Below are 17,848 nucleotides of genomic sequence, written 5' to 3'. Positions count from 1 at the left end.
AGCTTGTCTTCAGGCAAAATAAACAACGAGGGACACACATTTCTTCCCTAAGTTATTCTAACAGCCTTGAACCAAAAACAAAAAAAGCCCTTGGAAAATTCCAAGGGCTTTTCTTATTTTTCGTATCTAACGCTGCCTAGTTCTCTGTAATATCATCAAGTAACGCATTACCATTAGTCAGCTCAATAACTGCAGAGGAAAAAGCTTCCGCATGCTCTTTAGGCATTTCAACAACAAAGGCTGCATCTGTGCCGAAATTTTCCTCCAGCACTTTAATTTCATACTCCGGCAACATGCGCTTGAAAAGCGTGACCGAACTGTAATCAATTACAACCTCTAACCGTACAGGTGTAATTTTCTCACGTGTCGGCAACGTTTCAAGACCTAGCTTAACCATACCTGAATAGGCACGAACAAGCCCGCCGGTACCAAGCTTTGTACCGCCAAAATAGCGAGTCACTACGGCTGAAATCTCACCGACATCAGAATGAAGCAACATGTTAAGCATGGGTTTACCGGCAGTGCCATGCGGCTCACCATCATCACTCATGCCGACCATAGCTGTTGAACCCGGAGGCCCCGCCTGATACGCCCAGCAATTGTGCGTCGCATCAGGGAATTCCTCTTTAATAGCCGCCACAAACGCACGCGCCTCTTCTACTGAAGGCGTATGCCCCAGCGTTACTATAAACTGACTCTTCTTGATTATATCTTCAACACGATACTGTGCTGCATCTGGAATAAGGTACCTGTCTGACATGCTATGCAAATACTCCCCAAGCCACGTCCTTGCAATTCTTTTTGCGCATAAAAAAAAGGAACCCCGTAACGAGGTTCCTCTTATATTCAGTTTGAAATTCTACCTACAAGGCTTTCGACGTCGCCATCAGATAGATTTCATGCGGATCGAGAATAAGAATTACAGAGCCGTCACCCATAATTGTTGCACCGGAAATACCTTTCAGGTCTCCAAGATACTCACCTAATGGCTTAATTACGATTTCCTGACGCTCATGCAGCTTATCAACAACAATACCAAGACGTCTGTCGTTATCGTGAATAACAACAACGGAAAGCACATCAGTCTCTTCAGAGCGCGGTAAATCAAGCAGGTCAGCCATGTAAACAAGGCCGAGCACTTCGCCGCGCAGTGTTACAGCTTTACGGCCGTTCACATCTGTAAGACGTTTAGCTTCAATCTTAGTTGTTTCAGAAACAGCATCAAGCGGAATAGCAAACTCTTCACCTGCAACATTAACCATAAGTGCATCAATAATTGCAAGAGTAAGTGGTAAGGTAAGAGTAAAGCGAGTGCCCTTTCCAAGCTCAGAGCTGATAGCAACACTGCCCTTAAGGTTCTTAATGTTGGTACGAACAACGTCCATTCCAACACCTCGACCGGAAATATCCGTAATGGTTTCTGCAGAAGAGAAACCCGGAGCGAAAATCAACTCCATTGCTTCTCGATCATCAAGCGCCTTTGCTTCTTCAGCACTGATGATGCCTTTGCGAATAGCAACTTCACGCATTTTTTCCGGATCAATACCTTTACCGTCATCTTCAATCTCAATAGCAACGGAGTTACCACGGTAGTAAGCTCTCAGATGGACAGTACCTTTGGCAGACTTTCCTGCTGCAAGGCGATCTTCTTCAGACTCAACACCATGATCCATGGCATTACGGATAAGGTGAACAAGTGGATCACCAATAACTTCCACAACGCTCTTATCAAGTTCGGTCTCTTCACCTTCCATAATCAAATCAACCTGCTTACCGCTTTTGCGTGAAAGGTCACGAACAAGGCGCGGGAAGCGGGAGAATACAGAAGACACAGGAACCATTCGAACTTTCATAATTGTGTCCTGAAGGTCATCAGAAATTCGTGCCATTGCATAGGTTGTTTCAGTCAAAGACTGTGCAACTTCCTGTACATCAACATTCTGACCATCTTCAAGATTTCTTGCGAGCATGGTGTATCGGTTACGGTTAATAATAAGCTCACCGATTAGGTTCATAAGGTGGTCAAGTTTTTCGTGATCAACACGGATTGTGCTGGAAGATTTCGGCTTCTGCTGTTTTGCAGGTGCTTTTTCTTTTGCTTTAGCAGGTGCAGCCTCTGCCTTAGGAGCAGGGGCAGCTTCGGCTTTAGGGGCTGGCTTTGGTGCTTCAGCTTTAGGAGCAGGTTTCGGTGCTTCAACCGGAGCAGGTGCAGCCTGCACTTTTTCAACTTCAGGCTCCGGTGCAGGTTCCTCAGCCAGCGCATTTGCTACAAAGGAAACTGGTGCATCAGAACTACCGGATTCAGGAAGCTCCAAAGACATATCCAATGCTTCTTGCGGCTCAGGACTTGGCTCACCAACACCCCGCAACTCTGCATCTGTATTAATAGACAGATTAAAGACCGCAAGCTCTGCATCAATCATGTCGTTCAGAATTTCAATTTCCTGAATCAACAAGTCGAGCATCAACGAAAAGTCCATGTCCGCATTACGGCCGGAATCTACAAGCCCTGCTGTACGTTCAGCCTGCACACGAGGCTTGTCATACTGCATGTAACTGCAGGAGTTCTGGGTTGTTACAAGGCTTCTGTACAGACTGTTAATAAACTCTTCCTGTGCAGAATCTTCTTCCAACGCAGCAACAGCTAATCCAATTGCCACACGCTGTTGAGTGATAGTTACGATAAAGATATCCATATCTTCTTTATCGTATTCCGGCACCTCTTCAACAAGCTCTACAACTTCCTCCTGAACCGGTTCAGGAGCAACGGCCTGTGGAAACTCACCATGCTCAACAGCATGACGTAATACGGATAAAATTTCTGTAAGATCGAGTAATGGAACCTGACCGGACTCCACATCGATTTTTGAAACAAGTGTATCAATAATATCAACACAACGGAGCAGAGTATCAATAAGACCCTGACTTACAGCAAGTTCGCCTTTACGGGTTCTATTCAGTAATGTCTCAGCCTCATGTGTAAGGCTGTTCAACTCATGAAACCCGATGATTCCGCTGTTACCTTTAAGATTATGGAAAAAGCGGAATAAATCATTAACGAGATCGTCATTGTCATCAGGGTTCTGCTCAAGTTCAAGCAAGCCGTTGCTAAGATCTGCTGTGTTCTCAAGAGCCTCTTCGATAAAATCACGCAAGTGCCCTTCACCAAAAGAAGTCAACGCATATGGCTCACCCTCAGGAAGCTGAACAGTAGAGCGTGCATCAGAAGCAAGCTCTGCCTCTTCCATTTCAATAACACTTTCTTCCTGAACCGCTTCAAGAGGCGTATCTTCAACAGCGGTATCAGTTGCAGGCTCTTCAGAAGCAGTAGGGGCTGGAGTCTCACCTGCTAACAGCGCATCCAGAGTCTGGTTGATAGGTTCCGTTGCAACGTCCCCTTCTTCCCCCTCATTCTCAAGGTTGTCGATAATTCTGCGCAATGCATCAGTCGCCTCAAGAATCACATCCATTATTGCAGGAGTGGCTTCCATAGTCCCTTTGCGCAACTCGTCCATGATGTTTTCAGCACGGTGCGCAAGTGTGTTCATTTTATTGAGACCAAGAAAGCCGGATGCACCTTTCAGTGAGTGCATCGGCCTAAAGATTTCATTCAATAACGAGGTATCTTCCGGATCTTTTTCAAGTTCCAGCAAGTTTGGCTCGATAGTCTCCAGATGTTCTTTTGCTTCGATAATAAAATCAGCAAAAATTTCCGGATCTAAAAAATCCTGGCTCATACTTTGTCCCCAAATGGATGTAGTGAAAAACGCATAATACAGGCAAGCCCAACAATTGCCTGCTCTCTGTATAGAGTCGTATCGGTAGAATTTCGCAGATAATTAGAAAACATAGTGAAAAAACAAACAGATGACATGCCATACGCTTTTTTGTCACAAAAAAGGCACCCGCTACATCTCTCTATCCAGAGAATCTAAAAAGCAAAGCAAGCCAATCTAAAAAAAAGCAAAAGAAAAAGAGTGGAACACAGCTGCTAATTCGCCACATTTCTCATAGCAAACATAACAACTGTAACCTGCTTAAAAACCGGCGAAAGGCATTGTTCAAACCAGTCTATAAATTAAACGCTACTGCAAGCATAATGCTTGCAGTAGCAAAAAGCCCATAACACACGCTTAGCCAAGCAGCATTCGTACGTTTCGAACCATCTTTTCCGGCTGTGCCGGTTTAACCATATACAGGTTAGCACCAAGGCTCATACCCAGTTTGATATCCTGCTCCTGCCCTTCTGTTGACAAAACAACAATTGGCAGGTCACGATAGGTGTCCTGCTTGCGTACGTTTTCAATAAACGTAAAGCCATCCATATGTGGCATATTGATGTCTGTAATAATCAGGTCAACGGCACCGCAAGAGTACAGCTTTTCCAAACCATCCAAACCATCTTCCGCAGCAGTCACTTTAAAGCCTTCATTTTTCATAATAAACGCTACGAGATTTCGAACTGTCTTGGAATCGTCTACAATAAGAATATGTTTACTCATTTTTAGCGCTCTCTATCCTTCAAGGATGGCTTCAACAATATTATCTACAGAAATAATACCTATGAGCATGTCATCAGACTTCATTAATCCAAATACATACTGCACTGCTACTCCAAGGTGAGATTCAACAGCCCAGTCAATGGAATCTTGCGGTACTCGATACATAGTATGAACAGTATCAATCACAAGCCCGAACTGAAGTCCGTGTCGCTTGCAAACCACAATAAATTTGTCTGACCGCTCTTGTTCTTCTAAACCAGCAATACCGAGTAATTCCCGCAACTGAATAATCGGTGTTACTGTCCCCCGTAAGTTAATAACTCCTGTCACAAAAGGAGGAGCAACCGGAAGCTTGGTAGCCGGAAGGTATCTTATTACCTCTTGTACCGCACTGATCGGCACAGTAAATTCCTGTGTTCCAAGGAAAAAACTAACCATCTGCAACTCACTCTCATTACGGAGCTGCTCAAGTAAATCCGGCTCTCTCTCAAACTCGCTTCCCAGCCAGCTACTTTCCTCTGGCGCAAGAGCAATAGACTCAGCACCGGCACTGTCATCTGTGAAGGAAGAGGATGTTTCTTCAACACCCTGCTCCCGAACAGGCTCGGCAACTGCAATTTCAGGAGCCTGCCCGCTTGCAGCAGCAGGGGCAGTCTCTACTTTTTCCGTTTCAAAAGATGAAGGCGTATTCACCTTTTGAGCAGATACTTCAACCGGGGAGGTTAATGGAGCGCTTACTGGCGCTGTTTCAACGGCACTAGATTCACAATCAGATCCCACGGCAGCCAAAACACATTCAGGCTCCACTGATTTATGTAATCCGAGCCGCTCCAGCGCCTCTGCTTCATTAACCCCAAGGTACTTTGACATAAATGCTGCTTCTGCCGCCGTAAAACTATTCGCCGGTTCAGCCTGCACAACATCAAATAAATGATCTTCAAAATATTCTTCAGGAGTTTTTACCATAAGCTTTCTACCTCTTTTGCCAAAAGCTCATATCCACGTGCTCCACGACTGGATGCGTCAATTTCATACACACTTTTCCCCAAGGCGCTGGCGTCCCTGAATCGAGTATCAACCCCGATTACTGTAGAAAACATCAAGTCCCCCATTTTTCTGCCAAGCAAATCCAAAACCCTGCGGCATGCGCCCGCACGTTTGTCATACATAGTTGCCAAAGCGCGGTAGGTAACTGGCTTCGGCAGCACCTTATTAAGGGTTCGCAGTGTATCAAAAAGCAATTTCAAACCATGCAATGCCAGAAAATCTGTCTGGATAGGTATGATCAAAAGATCACACGCAACAATTGCATTAACCTGAAGCATTCCTAACTGAGGCGGGCAATCCAGCAAAATATAGTCATACTGATCACGCACTTCTTCCAATGCTGCTTTGAGCAGGCTGCCCTTTCCGTGTTTTTCTTTTAGATCCACCTCAAGCTCTGAAAGCCTGATGGAAGCAGGCGCAGTGTCAAAATACTGGCCTTCTTTTCTTCCAATAAGCTGCTTCCATAACAGTGGCCAAACCTTACGCGGTGCGGTGAACAAATCATACGTTGTCCGTTGCACCGTATCAGGAAAAAAACGTAAATGGACAGAAGCACACGCATGAGGATCAAGGTCAATAATGAGCACCTTCTTTTTCATGCGTGCCAATGCTGCACCGAGGGTGACAGTTGTGGTAGTTTTTCCCACGCCGCCTTTTTGGTTGGCGATAGCCAGAACTTTGGCGTTCAAACTATACTCCTCTACAGGGTGCCCTTTTGCTTCCGGTTAGGAATCTTTGCGATAAACGATCGCACCCTTATGATGTTCAGGCCTAAACGCCCGAGATATATTATGCAATGACTCAGAATGTCCAATCAACAATGCGCCTCCTGGCTGGAGGTTATCGTAGAAGGCACTCATTACACGAGTCTTCATTTCGTCATCAAAGTAAATGATCACGTTTCTACAGAAAACAATCTGAGATCGTTCCACACGCTTCATTTGCAGCTTGTCATTTAAGTTAAGCTGATCAAAACGGACAAGTTTTTTAACATTATCCGCAAGGTGGTATTCACGACCTTCCTGTTTAAAATACTTACGAGTAATCTCAGGAGGCGTTGTCCTGAGCACGTAATCGGAATAGATTCCGCTTTTCGCAGCAGCAAGCACTGATGTTGAAATGTCACTTGCTGTAATCTTAATATCCCAGGAAGAAATTTCAGACTTCAGGACTTCATGCAAAATTATGCCCAAAGTATACGGTTCTTCACCGGAAGAACAACCGGCAGACCAAATTCTAAGTCTACGGCTGCGTTTTGCCCGCAGGGCATCCAGCATTTCCTTTAAAACCACTTCCTGAAAAACCTTAAGCTGTGGCGGGTTTCTGTAAAAACTCGTCTCGTTGGTTGTAATCACTTCGTACAAACGATTCAACTCTTCTCGACGGTTTTTATCATACCGCAAATAGTAGTAATACTCGCCAAAGGTTTTCAAATTTAAGTCTTTAAGACGTGCTGCCAGTCGGTTCTCAATGAGATACTTTCTGTTGTCAGCAATGTGAATTCCGCACAGATCGTAGATATGGTCTCTTATCTGACGAAACTCCTCATCACTGGCGTGAAGCTCCCGTTGAAAACTTGTCGTTCTTGAAAAAAGTGATGACACATGGCCCCCCTACTATCTGCTTCTGATCTGATCCGCCGCACGTTCAGCAGCCTCGCAAATCTCCGGATCATCGTGACTCATCATAGTTAACAGTGCACCAAAGCAACGCTCGGTACCCATTTTACCCAACATTTTAATGACCTTATGCTGAACAAGAGCATCCCTTGCCGCAAAAACACCTAAAAGCGGCTCAACAACATCATCGTTGTGCAACGCACCAAGGTGCTCAATAGCACGAACAGCTACCCAGTCGTCTTCATCCTGTAACGCTTCAATAAGGTAATGCTGGTACACAGAAGACTGGGTTTTACCGATCATATCAACAACAGCAAGACGCACATCACGGTTACTGTCATGGAGCAGTGCCTGAACCTCTTCAATCAACGCAGCAGGTTCAGAACTTAACGCAACCAGACCTTCGAGCGCCACAAGACGAACATCAACAACCGGATCTGAAAGTGCTTCTTTCAACAGTTCAACATGAACATCATTCATAGACTTACCTAACGCGTAGACTGCCATCATGCGTTCAGTAGGGTCTTCGCTTTCCACTCTGGACACAAAGCGAATCCAAAGCATCTCGTTATCCATAGAAATTGCTGCTTCCAATGCAGCATCTTTCACTTCAAAGGATTCATGAGACAACATTTCGAAAACAATCTCTGCGCTTTCCGGAGAACTGCAATTAGCTCCAAGGAAGTACAAAGCTTTTTTGAGAATCATTTCATCAGTATGAACTCTCAAAATATTCTGGAAAAATTCTTCTTCAGAGGAATCAGCCGCTTTTACCAATACAGTAATAAGATCACGCTGAACAAAGAGACCTTTGTCATTGAAGATAGATAAGATAGTCGGAATCGCTTTCTGCATTTCATGTTCAGACATACGGGAGACAGCTTCCGCCGCAACTCGCAAAGCAAGTTCGTTATCTTCAAGAAATACGTCGAGCAATGCGTTGTTACAGCCGATATGTGCAAGACATTCCACTGCAGCGATCAACTTGTCAGTATCGCGATCAATATTGAAGGTTGCAACAGTGCTCATTACCTTCTGCGTTGCTTCATCGCCCTTCGCTGTGGAGAGCCCCCGCAACGCAGCAAGTTGAATCTGTTCATCCTCATCTTCCAACGCAGTCAACAGCGCTGCATTAAACTGTTCACGCTTATCTGAAGGAAGAAGCTCAAGAGTCTTGTCCCCTAACAGCTGAACAACAGCGCGACAAATTTTATTCTGCAAAGGAGCAGGAGCAGTCTTCATCTGTTCAATCAACAACGGAACAATCTTCAAGTCGCCCATTTCACCAAGAGCTTCTACAATCATGGAAGCAACAAGCGGTGTTGATTTACTGAGCGCACGAACTAACGCACCGGCAGTTTGAGCAGCACCGATTTTAGTCAACGCTTCAATAACGGAGAACTGAACCCACTCTTCATCTTCAAGAGCTTGAATCAAGCTGTCAGCAGCATCAGAAAAACCAAGTTCCCCCAAACTCACAGCGGCCTGATAGCGTACGTTAACTTCGTCATCTTTTAAAAGAGCGTCACAAAGCGGTGCTACAGCAAACAGACTATTGGAAGATCCAAGAATATCAGAAATAAAAATTCGTAAGTCCGGATCAGAGCTTTCAAGCTGGCTCATAACACTTTCAAGATCGTCCTCCGCAATTTCGCGAAGAATATCCATAGCAGCGTTACGTACAGGTGCTTCTTCAGAAGCGAGAAGCGGAATGACCGCCTGAACTGTTTTATCCCCGCGGATAACTCGAAGAGCACGATCTGCAGCTTCCTGCACCCCAAGGTTTCCTTCCTGAATATGGCGGATAAGTTCCGGAACCGCACATTCGAGTTTTTCAGTGCCTGCAACAAAGGCAGCATCACGAACGGACTCGGAATCATCAGAGCGTAACTGATTTAAAATTTTGTCACATTCAGACATACGTATACCTTCTTACTTGGCGGAAATTCCGCATTCATTATTTGTAAATGCTTGCCATCAGCGCTGCAGCCATATCATCGATATCGAGTATCTCATCGGTCAGCTTAGCGTCCACAATGGCTTTAGGCATTCCGTAAACAACACAGGAGGCATCATTCTGAGCTAAAATGTAGCCGCCTTTATTCTTAAGTTCACGAATCCCCAGTAAGCCATCATTCCCCATACCAGTAAAAATTGCCCCCACGGCACGGCGTCCCTGTGCTTTCGCAACCGACTCAATTAATACGTTTGCAGATGGCTTATACAACGCATCGGCCGGTTCTTCTTTAACGACAACTTCCATTCGTGATCCGCGTTGCTGCAACACAATGTGCTTACCACCGGGAGCGATATATGCTGTTCCCGGAGCAACGGGTTCTGAGCCTGAAGCTTCTTTAACGGTAATCTTACAAACACTGTCGAGACGTTTTGCAAAAGGACCTGTAAAAGCTGCCGGCATATGCTGCGCAATAAGAATAGCAGCCGGAAAGTTTGCCGGAAGTTTAGATAATACTTTCTGCACAGCAGGCGGGCCGCCGGTAGAAACACCAATCGCAACAACATCACGTTTAGGTCTACCACGCATAACCGGAGGAGCTACGCGAGCAGTCCTAGCAGCTACAGGCGGTCTGCTGGTACGTGGCGCACGGATTTTGCGGCGGGAAACATACTTAACTTTTTGCTGAAGATCTTTTTCTATTTTAACGATCTCAAGGGAAACCTTGGAAAGCTGCTTTGGAATAAAGTCTACCGCACCAAGCTCCATAGCCTTAAGTGTAGACTCCGCACCTTCCGTTGTAAGAGAACTGATCATCAAAACAGGACGCGGCATCTCCATCATAATATGACGCAGCGCAGTAAGGCCGTCCATTTTAGGCATCTCAATATCAAGCGTAACAACATCCGGATCATACTGTCGGATAACAGTAAGCCCCTCGGCACCATTACGTGCCGTTGCAACAACTTTGATATCTGGATCCTTCTCCAGCATTGTTGTCAGCGCTTTCCGCATGAAAGCGGAATCATCAACTACTACAACCCTAATCAACAGAATCTCCTGTTCACATTTTTCAACGGACCAGTACAGTACGCGTATATTCCACCAGCGACATACTGTATAAAGCTTCCAGTCTGTTTAGAACACCATAGAGAATTCTTGTTATTTTACAATAGGCAAGCATTGGCTATTTTTAACAAAAAGTAATTCTCTTTTAATTACTCTACAGCAACGACTAAAGTCATGCGAGTACGGCTTGCACAATACAAAGTGCAGACTCTAAAAAAACATCCTGCCACCTACAATAGAGACTAAACAGAAGTAACATCAAAAAAAGCCGCGAAACCATTTTCAGGCATCGCGGCTTTTACATTCTATAGAAACTACATGTATCGCAGATACAGCATTTGTAGTCGCAAAAAACCGCGGCTACAATGCTTATCGGCAAAATTAAATTAATCTGAAGAGGAAAGTCTAGATACTTCCACCATTCCATCAAGAGCACGAAGTTTATCAATAGTTCTGTACAGATGGGCAATATCCCGAACCTCTACAGTAAACTCCATTTCAGACATTCCATCTACCATTGAATGGAACATACCGGCATCAAGGTTTACTTTCTCCTGCATTAACAGGTCACTAACCTTCGCCATCATGCCCATAATGTTTTTAGAAATCATCTTGATGCGGGCAGGGTACGGTTTATCTTCAGTACCATCCCAATATACAGAAATCAGGCGTTCGGCCTCAAGGTTCTGCACGTTAGGACAGTCAGAGGTATGCACAGTTACACCGCGTCCACGGCTGATAAAGCCAACAATGGCTTCACCCGGCACAGGAGTACAACAACGTGCAAATCGAACCAGCACATCGTCTACACCTTTAATACCGACACTGTTTGCATGAGTATGCTCAACCCGTGACTCTTCCTGCTGCGGTTCAACTTCTTTTTCTTCCGGCTCCGGTGCTTCTTTAGGAAGCAGGCGCTGCAATACCTTACGCGGAGTAAGGCGGGCATAACCAACCTGAGAAAGAAGCTCATCAACTTCTTTCAAGTTGAACTCTTCTGCTACTGCATCAAACGCGCCTTCTTTCAGTGCTTTCTGAACATTGATGTCCATACGGCGACCGAGCTTTTCAAGCATTTCTTTACCGAGGCTGATAGAACGGGTGCGCTCTTCGGTACGGATAAAGTGATTAATACGGGTGCGTGCTTTTGCAGTTTTTACAAACCGCAACCAGTCCCTGCTCGGATGCCTGTGCTGATCTGTAATAATTTCTACAGTATCACCGTTTTTCAACGGAGTAGAAAGCGGAACGAGCTTACCGTTAACTTTAGCGCCGGAACATTTATCACCGACCTGCGTATGAATCATGTACGCAAAATCGACAGGACTGGCCTCTTCCGGTAATTCTTTTACATCACCACCGGGAGTAAATACATATACTTCGTCTTTAAACAGATCGAACTTCAAAGAGCGCATAAACTCTTTGGAATCCGTTTCCATCTTCTGCCAGTCCAAAAGCTCTCGAAGCCATGTAAACTGCTGTACATCTCGAGCCTTAAGACGACCACCGCCCCCTTCTTTGTAAAGCCAGTGAGAAGCAACACCGAATTCAGCCATCTGATCCATTTCGTCAGTACGGATCTGAATTTCAATGCGCTCGCCTTCCGGCCCCATAACAGTGGTGTGCAGACTCTGATACATGTTCGCCTTAGGCATGGAGATGTAATCTTTAAATCTCCCGTGCACAGGCTTCCACATAGCATGAACAAGCCCCAGAACAGCGTAACAGTCACGAACATCTTTTACGATAACGCGGAACGCGATAATGTCATGAACCTGATCAAGGGTAAGGTGCTGCTGCTCCATTTTACGGTAAATGGAGTAACGATACTTAATTCGCCCTTTGATCTCGGCTTTAATTTTGTTGTCTGTCATCATTGATGACAGCAGCTGGATTACGCTCTGAATATATTCCTGTCCTGAGCTTCTGTTTTCTTCCAACCACTCTGTAATGGAATTAAACACTTCAGGACGCAAATATCTAAAACTTAAATCTTCAAGCTCAAGCTTAATGCGGTGCAAGCCAAGACGGTTAGCCAACGGAACATAGATGTCCATTGTCTCCTGAGAAATCAGTTTCTGCTTGTGCGGCTTCTGAAAATCCAATGTGCGCATGTTATGAAGCCTGTCAGCAAGCTTAACAATAAGCACTCGAATATCTTCCGCCATAGCAAGAATCATCTTACGGATATTCTCCGCTTGAGCAGCTTCCTTGCTTTCAAAAGTCATCAGACTAATTTTGGTTACACCGTCAACAACGTCTGCCACTTCTTCACCGAACTGCGCATCAATAGCTTCGATACTCGCAGAAGTATCTTCTACAGTGTCATGCAGCAGCCCCGCAGCAATGGAAACATCATCCATTCGCATACAGGCAAGCTCATAAGCGACAGAAAGCGGATGCGACAGATACGGCTCGCCGGAAAGACGAGTTTGACCGGCATGCGCAGCAGCAGAAAACACATACGCTTTCTGAATCAGAGCAACGTCCGCATCGGGACGAAGTTCTGTTACTTTATCTAAAATTTCCTGAATCCTGATCATGGATTAGTTTACAACCTCGTAACGCCTCTGGCTTTTAGGAACCCACCATCGGTCTAAATTATGCGTAATGCCTGCAAGCGCAGGTTCAATTCCTTTAAATCGCTTGTGAATAATCGGGAGCGAATATGAAACAAACAAGAAACAATACGGCTGGTCGGTATGCAAAATTTCCTGCACACGGTCATACGATTCCTTGCGAACATTCATATCGAGTGTGTTCCTTCCCCTCTCAAGCCATTTATCCAGTTCCGGATTAATATAATGTATAAAGTTCAGCCCGCCTTCCACAGCCCGTGAAGAGTGCCAAACTGTTGAGATATCCGGATCCTGAAGGATATTCCACCCCAAAATAAGCGCGTCAAAGCGTCCCTTATTCAAAAATTCTTTGATGAATGCTGCCCATTCAACAGTTCTAATAGTGACCTGAATACCGATATCTTTCAACTGACTTTGAATGATCGTGGCAGTTTTTATTCGTTCTTCATTACCTTGGTTCGTCAAGATAGTGAATTTAAACGGTATTCCGTCTTTTTCTAAAATACCTTTTTTATTTTTGTGCCAGCCGGATTTTTCCAACAATGCTGAAGCCTTTTCGGGATTGTAGCCGTAGTCTATAATGGAATCGTTGTAGACCCATGTACCCGGTTTGTACGGCCCCACAGTAGGCTTTCCCTGTCCGAACAGAACACCTTTAACAAGCCCTTCCTTATCAATGGCATACGATATAGCCTGACGTACATTTCTGTCCTGAAACAACTTATTCTTAAAATTAAACCCTAAAAAGGAATACCCAAATGACAAATACCTATATTTGTTAAAATTATCAGTAAAATATGTACTATCAGTCTGATAGAGGTATTGTTGGGGAGTCAGAGTCATCATATCAAGATGACCGGCTTTCAATTCAAGAAACATTGTGGTGATGTCCGGAATAACCCTGTAGACCATTTCATCTAAATAAGGTCTTCCCTTAAAATATGTATCGCTTGCCTCAAGAACAACCTTCTGTCCCCGATCCCATTGCTTAAACCTAAAAGGGCCTGCTCCGATCGGATGTTGTGACAAAGGAGTTTTTGTAATGTCCTTCCCCTCCAGCAAATGCTTGGGCATTATGTCCATCATCCAGCTAAGCAACACCCGTGCAAGGGGTTTTTCATATGTTGCTTCAAAGGTGTATTTATCTACTAAGGTAAACTTTTTAACTAAAAGATAATCTTGCGCATACGCTGTAGGAGTATTGGGATCGATGTAAAGTTTGTATGTAAACTCTACATCCTCCGCAGTAAGCGGTGTTCCGTCTTCCCATACAACGTCTTTACGCATTGTAATACGTATCTTTTTTCCATCATCTAAAACTTCATACGATTCGGCAGCATATGGAACAATATTCAGGTCTTTATCATACTTTAACGGAGAAACATAAATATCTGAAGCCACTTGATGAGACATTGCATCCGAGCTCAACATAGGGATCAAATTTGTAATATCGCCTATTGAGCCTAAAATAATGCGCCCACCGTATTCCGGTTTCTGAATATTTGTTGTATTGTCTCCAACGGCTCTTTCGGATTGCGTACCAGCAGACGCAGAAGAGCTGGATGCTGATTGCTTTTTTTCAGCAGGAGAGCTGCAACCTGTTAAAAGTAAAAAACAAATCAGTGCTCCCAAAAGCACTCTGTTTTGCAAACTGCAATGCATAGCATCCTCACTATTGCCAAAATCATCAGATAGCGTATCCTGAGTAGATACGGATATAAACATTTCAGACGGTAGAAGTAACGCTAACAAACTTCTACTCTATTGAAAACTGATTGAATTTTGAATAACCTTATGCCCCTCTTGCTATAGGGTAACATAGCAGGACGCCCGACAGGCGTTACACTCCACAAGGAGCTTTTTTAGATGGATGAGGCTTCCGCAAAAAAACTGCTTCATGAATTGGTATCGAGTACCATTCCAGAATATATTATCGAAGGTTCCCAATATCTTTTAGACTCCGGTGGAGTTCAAAAGATCAGCGTCAAAAAAGGGGACGGATACTGGGATATTTCCGGCACAGTTCAAGGTGAAGATTTTCAGATTTATTCTCCGAAAATTTCGTTGGATTTCCATGAAAATTCCACGAATTTCATTTGTAACTGCCCGGAGGCATTTTCCGGTGCGTGCCGTCACGTCGGTGCTGCTGCACTTAAGTTCATTCCTTCACTTGAAGAAGGTAATGCAACGGAAGCAGCTCCTGCAAAGCCGCGCTCTGACTGGAGACAAAACTTCAGGTCTTACTTTGCAACCGAGCTCGAACCAGAGGCCGGTAGACACTACCTTCTTTACCGTTTTCACCCTGAACCGGGCAGACTGCAGGTTTCGTTCTTCCGTGCGAGACAGAACAAATCCGGACTGTCCACCGTACATAACGAAATTACAATCCAGCAAATTCTTGATCATCCGGACTGGCATGAACAGATCTCCGGTCTTGCAGAGCTGCTGGAGCAGGTTGGTAAATACAACGACTATTTCGGACATCGTGTAGAGATCCCTGACGGGCTGCTCACTTGGTTCCTGTGGACTGTTAAAAACGAGTATTACTTGTTCTGGCAGGACACAGATAAGCCGTGTCGTATTGAAACGACAACAATGCAGCTTAAACTCAAGCCCGATCTTGAGGACGCAGGACTTACTTTTGCAGTAATGATTGAAGGAAGCGGTAAGCAACCGTTATCCATTACTGAAGAAGATGTTTCTTTTCACGGTCAAATGCCATTATGGGTTTGCTGGAAAAAAGGGTTCCACCCTGTGCACACAACACTGGACTCCATGCTCGTTCAGGATCTTGTGCAGCATCCTCCTCATGTCAGCCGTGACGATATTCCGGAATTTCTTGACAGGGTATGGACACAGTTCCCTACATCCGATCTGCACGAGCCTGAAAAGTTTTTGGAGCATATGGAACCGATCTTTGTACCGGGTACATATAATCCAAAATTGTTCCTCGACGAAGAAGGCTCACTGCTCACTTTAGAAATTCAGAACTTTTACGAAACAATTCATGGTGAATTCCTGCTTCCGGGACCTAACCCTGAATTTATGACAGGCAGTTATTCTTTCGAAGACACAACCTACCTCATTCGTCGCATGCAAGATGAAGAGGCAAAGCTTGCTGAAAAACTGCTTGAAATGAACTTCCAGCCACGTAACAACCGAATCTGGTTCCTCGAACCGGAAGAAGCCATTACGTTCCTTCTGGATGCGTATCCAAAACTTATTGAGCAATACCGTGTATTCGGTGAAAAAGCGCTCTCTAAATACAAGGTTCGCCTTGCCACACCGGTTATCAATGCCACTGTGGAATCCAATGAAGACGAAAAATGGTTCTCTCTTGATATCGAAGTTGATTACGACGGCCAGAAAGTTCCTATCGACCTTATCTGGAAGGCATGGTCACAGGGCAAACGCTATGTTCAGTTGAAAGACGGTTCATACACAAGCCTGCCGGAATCATGGCTCGAGAAAGTTGCACACAAACTGCGTGCAATGGGTCTTGATCCGGAAAAACCACCTCAGCAGCGTTTTGAACAGTACGAAGCACCTGTATTGGACAACCTGCTTGATGATCTTCCTGAAGTTGAAACTGACGGTTTCTGGGACACATTGCGTGAAAAAATTCACACCTTTAAAGAGATTTCTGTGGTCAACCAGCCGGCTGGCCTGCAGGCAACTCTTCGAGGATACCAGCAGCAGGGTCTCAGTTATCTCAACTTCCTGCGTGAATACGGCTTCGGCGGTATTCTTGCGGATGAAATGGGTCTTGGTAAAACAATTCAGACACTTTCCTTCATTCAGCACATGGTTGAACGCGGAGACACTGGGCCTAACCTCATTGTTGTACCGACATCCGTTCTTCCTAACTGGGATCGTGAGGCTTCCAAGTTCGTACCTGAACTTAAGCGTCTGATTATTTACGGAACCCGTCGTGAGAACATGTTTAAACAGATCAACGAATCTGATCTGGTTGTCACAACATACGCATTGCTCCGTCGTGACCTTGAAGAGCTTCAGAACTACGAGTTCAACTCTATCATTCTTGACGAAGCACAGAACATTAAGAACCCGAACACAATCACAGCCCGTTCAGTTCGAAAAATCAATGCCCGTCAGAGACTCTGTCTCTCAGGTACCCCGATTGAAAACAACTTGTTCGAACTGTGGTCATTATTCGAGTTCCTTATGCCGGGCTTCCTTGGTTCTCAGCACGCATTCCAGCGCGGCATTGTAAAGCCGATCAAGGATGGCGATGTAGAAACCATTGAGCAGCTCCGTACCCGCGTACGTCCGTTCATTCTGCGTCGTACAAAGGCAGAAGTGGCAAAAGACCTGCCGCCTAAAATCGAAAACGTTCAATACTGTGCACTTGCTGAAGAGCAGGCAGAGCTTTACGGCGCACTCGCTGCTAAGCTGAAAGAACAGGTTATGTCCGACGTTGACGAAAAAGGCATGGCAAAAAGTCAAATGTCCATTCTGGATGCATTACTCAAACTGCGTCAGATTTGTTGTCACCCGCGCCTGTTGAACCTCAACATGCCTGGATTCACAACAAACCTTCCGTCCGGTAAGTTTGATGCATTCAAGGATATGATTACAGATATCGTTTCTGAAGGTCACAAAGTACTGGTCTTCTCACAGTTTGTATCCATGCTGCACATCATTCGCTCATGGTTACAGATCGCAGATATTCCGTACGCGTACCTTGACGGTACTTCAAAAGACCGTTTTGATCAGGTTGACAGGTTTAACGATTCTCCGGATATCCCGATCTTCCTGATTTCCCTGAAGGCGGGCGGTACCGGTCTTAACCTGACAAGTGCTGATTACGTTATCCACTACGACCCGTGGTGGAACCCTGCTGTTGAAGATCAGGCAACTGACCGTGCTCACCGTATTGGTCAGAAGTCACAGGTATTCTCATACAAAATGATTTGTCAGAATACAGTTGAAGAAAAGATCCTCAAACTTCAGGACATGAAAAAAGGTGTGGCAGACTCCATTATTCCTGGCAAGGAAGCATGGAAGTCCCTCACCAGAGACGACCTCGAAATGTTATTCGACATTTAAGTCTCA

At 45.0% G+C, this 17,848-nt stretch carries 11 protein-coding genes; 1 reads left to right on the top strand and 10 read right to left on the bottom strand.

The annotated features are described in order from the left end of the window. Nucleotides 1-136: 136 nt before the first annotated feature. The 10 genes from QZY95_RS12705 to QZY95_RS12660 all read right to left on the bottom strand — a co-directional run bounded on the left by QZY95_RS12705 (nucleotide 137) and on the right by QZY95_RS12660 (nucleotide 14,434). The gene (locus QZY95_RS12705) at nucleotides 137-760 is read right to left on the bottom strand and encodes a YigZ family protein (RefSeq protein ID WP_290924076.1); all 624 of its coding nucleotides are present in this window, start codon (nucleotides 758-760) and stop codon (nucleotides 137-139) included. Nucleotides 761-863: 103 nt separating this feature from the next. Beyond that, complete coding sequence (locus tag QZY95_RS12700) at nucleotides 864-3,737, bottom strand: chemotaxis protein CheA (protein ID WP_290924074.1); 2,874 nt, start codon at nucleotides 3,735-3,737, stop codon at nucleotides 864-866. A 396-nt stretch (nucleotides 3,738-4,133) separates the two neighbouring features. Beyond that, nucleotides 4,134-4,502 (bottom strand): response regulator, encoded by a 369-nt coding sequence (locus QZY95_RS12695; RefSeq protein WP_290924072.1) that lies wholly within the window; start codon nucleotides 4,500-4,502, stop codon nucleotides 4,134-4,136. Between the two features lie 12 nt (nucleotides 4,503-4,514). Further along, nucleotides 4,515-5,468, bottom strand: a complete 954-nt coding sequence (locus QZY95_RS12690; protein ID WP_290924070.1) for a chemotaxis protein CheW — start codon at nucleotides 5,466-5,468, stop codon at nucleotides 4,515-4,517. Beyond that, nucleotides 5,462-6,238: a ParA family protein gene (locus tag QZY95_RS12685; RefSeq protein ID WP_290924068.1), complete on the bottom strand. Its 777-nt coding sequence runs from the start codon at nucleotides 6,236-6,238 to the stop codon at nucleotides 5,462-5,464. Before QZY95_RS12685 ends, QZY95_RS12690 begins: the two co-directional genes overlap by 7 nt. 36 nt (nucleotides 6,239-6,274) lie before the next feature. Next, entirely contained in the window at nucleotides 6,275-7,153 is an 879-nt protein-coding gene (locus QZY95_RS12680; RefSeq protein ID WP_290924066.1) for a protein-glutamate O-methyltransferase CheR, read from the bottom strand. Between the two features lie 12 nt (nucleotides 7,154-7,165). Beyond that, nucleotides 7,166-9,088: a HEAT repeat domain-containing protein gene (locus QZY95_RS12675; RefSeq protein WP_290924064.1), complete on the bottom strand. Its 1,923-nt coding sequence runs from the start codon at nucleotides 9,086-9,088 to the stop codon at nucleotides 7,166-7,168. A 37-nt stretch (nucleotides 9,089-9,125) separates the two neighbouring features. Then, nucleotides 9,126-10,175, bottom strand: a complete 1,050-nt coding sequence (locus QZY95_RS12670; protein WP_290924062.1) for a chemotaxis response regulator protein-glutamate methylesterase — start codon at nucleotides 10,173-10,175, stop codon at nucleotides 9,126-9,128. Between the two features lie 404 nt (nucleotides 10,176-10,579). Further along, nucleotides 10,580-12,736, bottom strand: a complete 2,157-nt coding sequence (locus QZY95_RS12665) for a bifunctional (p)ppGpp synthetase/guanosine-3',5'-bis(diphosphate) 3'-pyrophosphohydrolase (protein WP_290924060.1) — start codon at nucleotides 12,734-12,736, stop codon at nucleotides 10,580-10,582. 3 nt (nucleotides 12,737-12,739) lie between these two features. Beyond that, entirely contained in the window at nucleotides 12,740-14,434 is a 1,695-nt protein-coding gene (locus tag QZY95_RS12660; RefSeq protein ID WP_290924058.1) for a peptide-binding protein, read from the bottom strand. Between the two features lie 204 nt (nucleotides 14,435-14,638). On the opposite strand from QZY95_RS12660, the gene QZY95_RS12655 reads away from it, so the two are divergent. Continuing rightward, entirely contained in the window at nucleotides 14,639-17,842 is a 3,204-nt protein-coding gene (locus QZY95_RS12655; protein ID WP_290924056.1) for a DEAD/DEAH box helicase, read from the top strand. Nucleotides 17,843-17,848: the final 6 nt, after the last annotated feature.

Origin of the sequence: Halodesulfovibrio sp. (assembly GCF_015482765.1) — a bacterium.
Lineage (GTDB): Bacteria > Desulfobacterota > Desulfovibrionia > Desulfovibrionales > Desulfovibrionaceae > Halodesulfovibrio.
The sequence above is the reverse complement of the archived record's forward strand: the minus strand, read 5'-3'. Positions and strand labels throughout refer to the sequence as shown.

Excerpts from the sequence above, each read along its gene's own strand:
- QZY95_RS12705 (WP_290924076.1), bottom strand. The coding sequence starts at position 760 with ATGTCAGACAGGTACCTTATTCCAGATGCAGCACAGTATCGTGTTGAA.
- QZY95_RS12700 (WP_290924074.1), bottom strand. The coding sequence starts at position 3,737 with ATGAGCCAGGATTTTTTAGATCCGGAAATTTTTGCTGATTTTATTATC.
- QZY95_RS12695 (WP_290924072.1), bottom strand. The coding sequence starts at position 4,502 with ATGAGTAAACATATTCTTATTGTAGACGATTCCAAGACAGTTCGAAAT.
- QZY95_RS12690 (WP_290924070.1), bottom strand. The coding sequence starts at position 5,468 with ATGGTAAAAACTCCTGAAGAATATTTTGAAGATCATTTATTTGATGTT.
- QZY95_RS12675 (WP_290924064.1), bottom strand. The coding sequence starts at position 9,088 with ATGTCTGAATGTGACAAAATTTTAAATCAGTTACGCTCTGATGATTCC.
- QZY95_RS12665 (WP_290924060.1), bottom strand. The coding sequence starts at position 12,736 with ATGATCAGGATTCAGGAAATTTTAGATAAAGTAACAGAACTTCGTCCC.
- QZY95_RS12660 (WP_290924058.1), bottom strand. The coding sequence starts at position 14,434 with ATGCATTGCAGTTTGCAAAACAGAGTGCTTTTGGGAGCACTGATTTGT.
- QZY95_RS12655 (WP_290924056.1), top strand. The coding sequence starts at position 14,639 with ATGGATGAGGCTTCCGCAAAAAAACTGCTTCATGAATTGGTATCGAGT.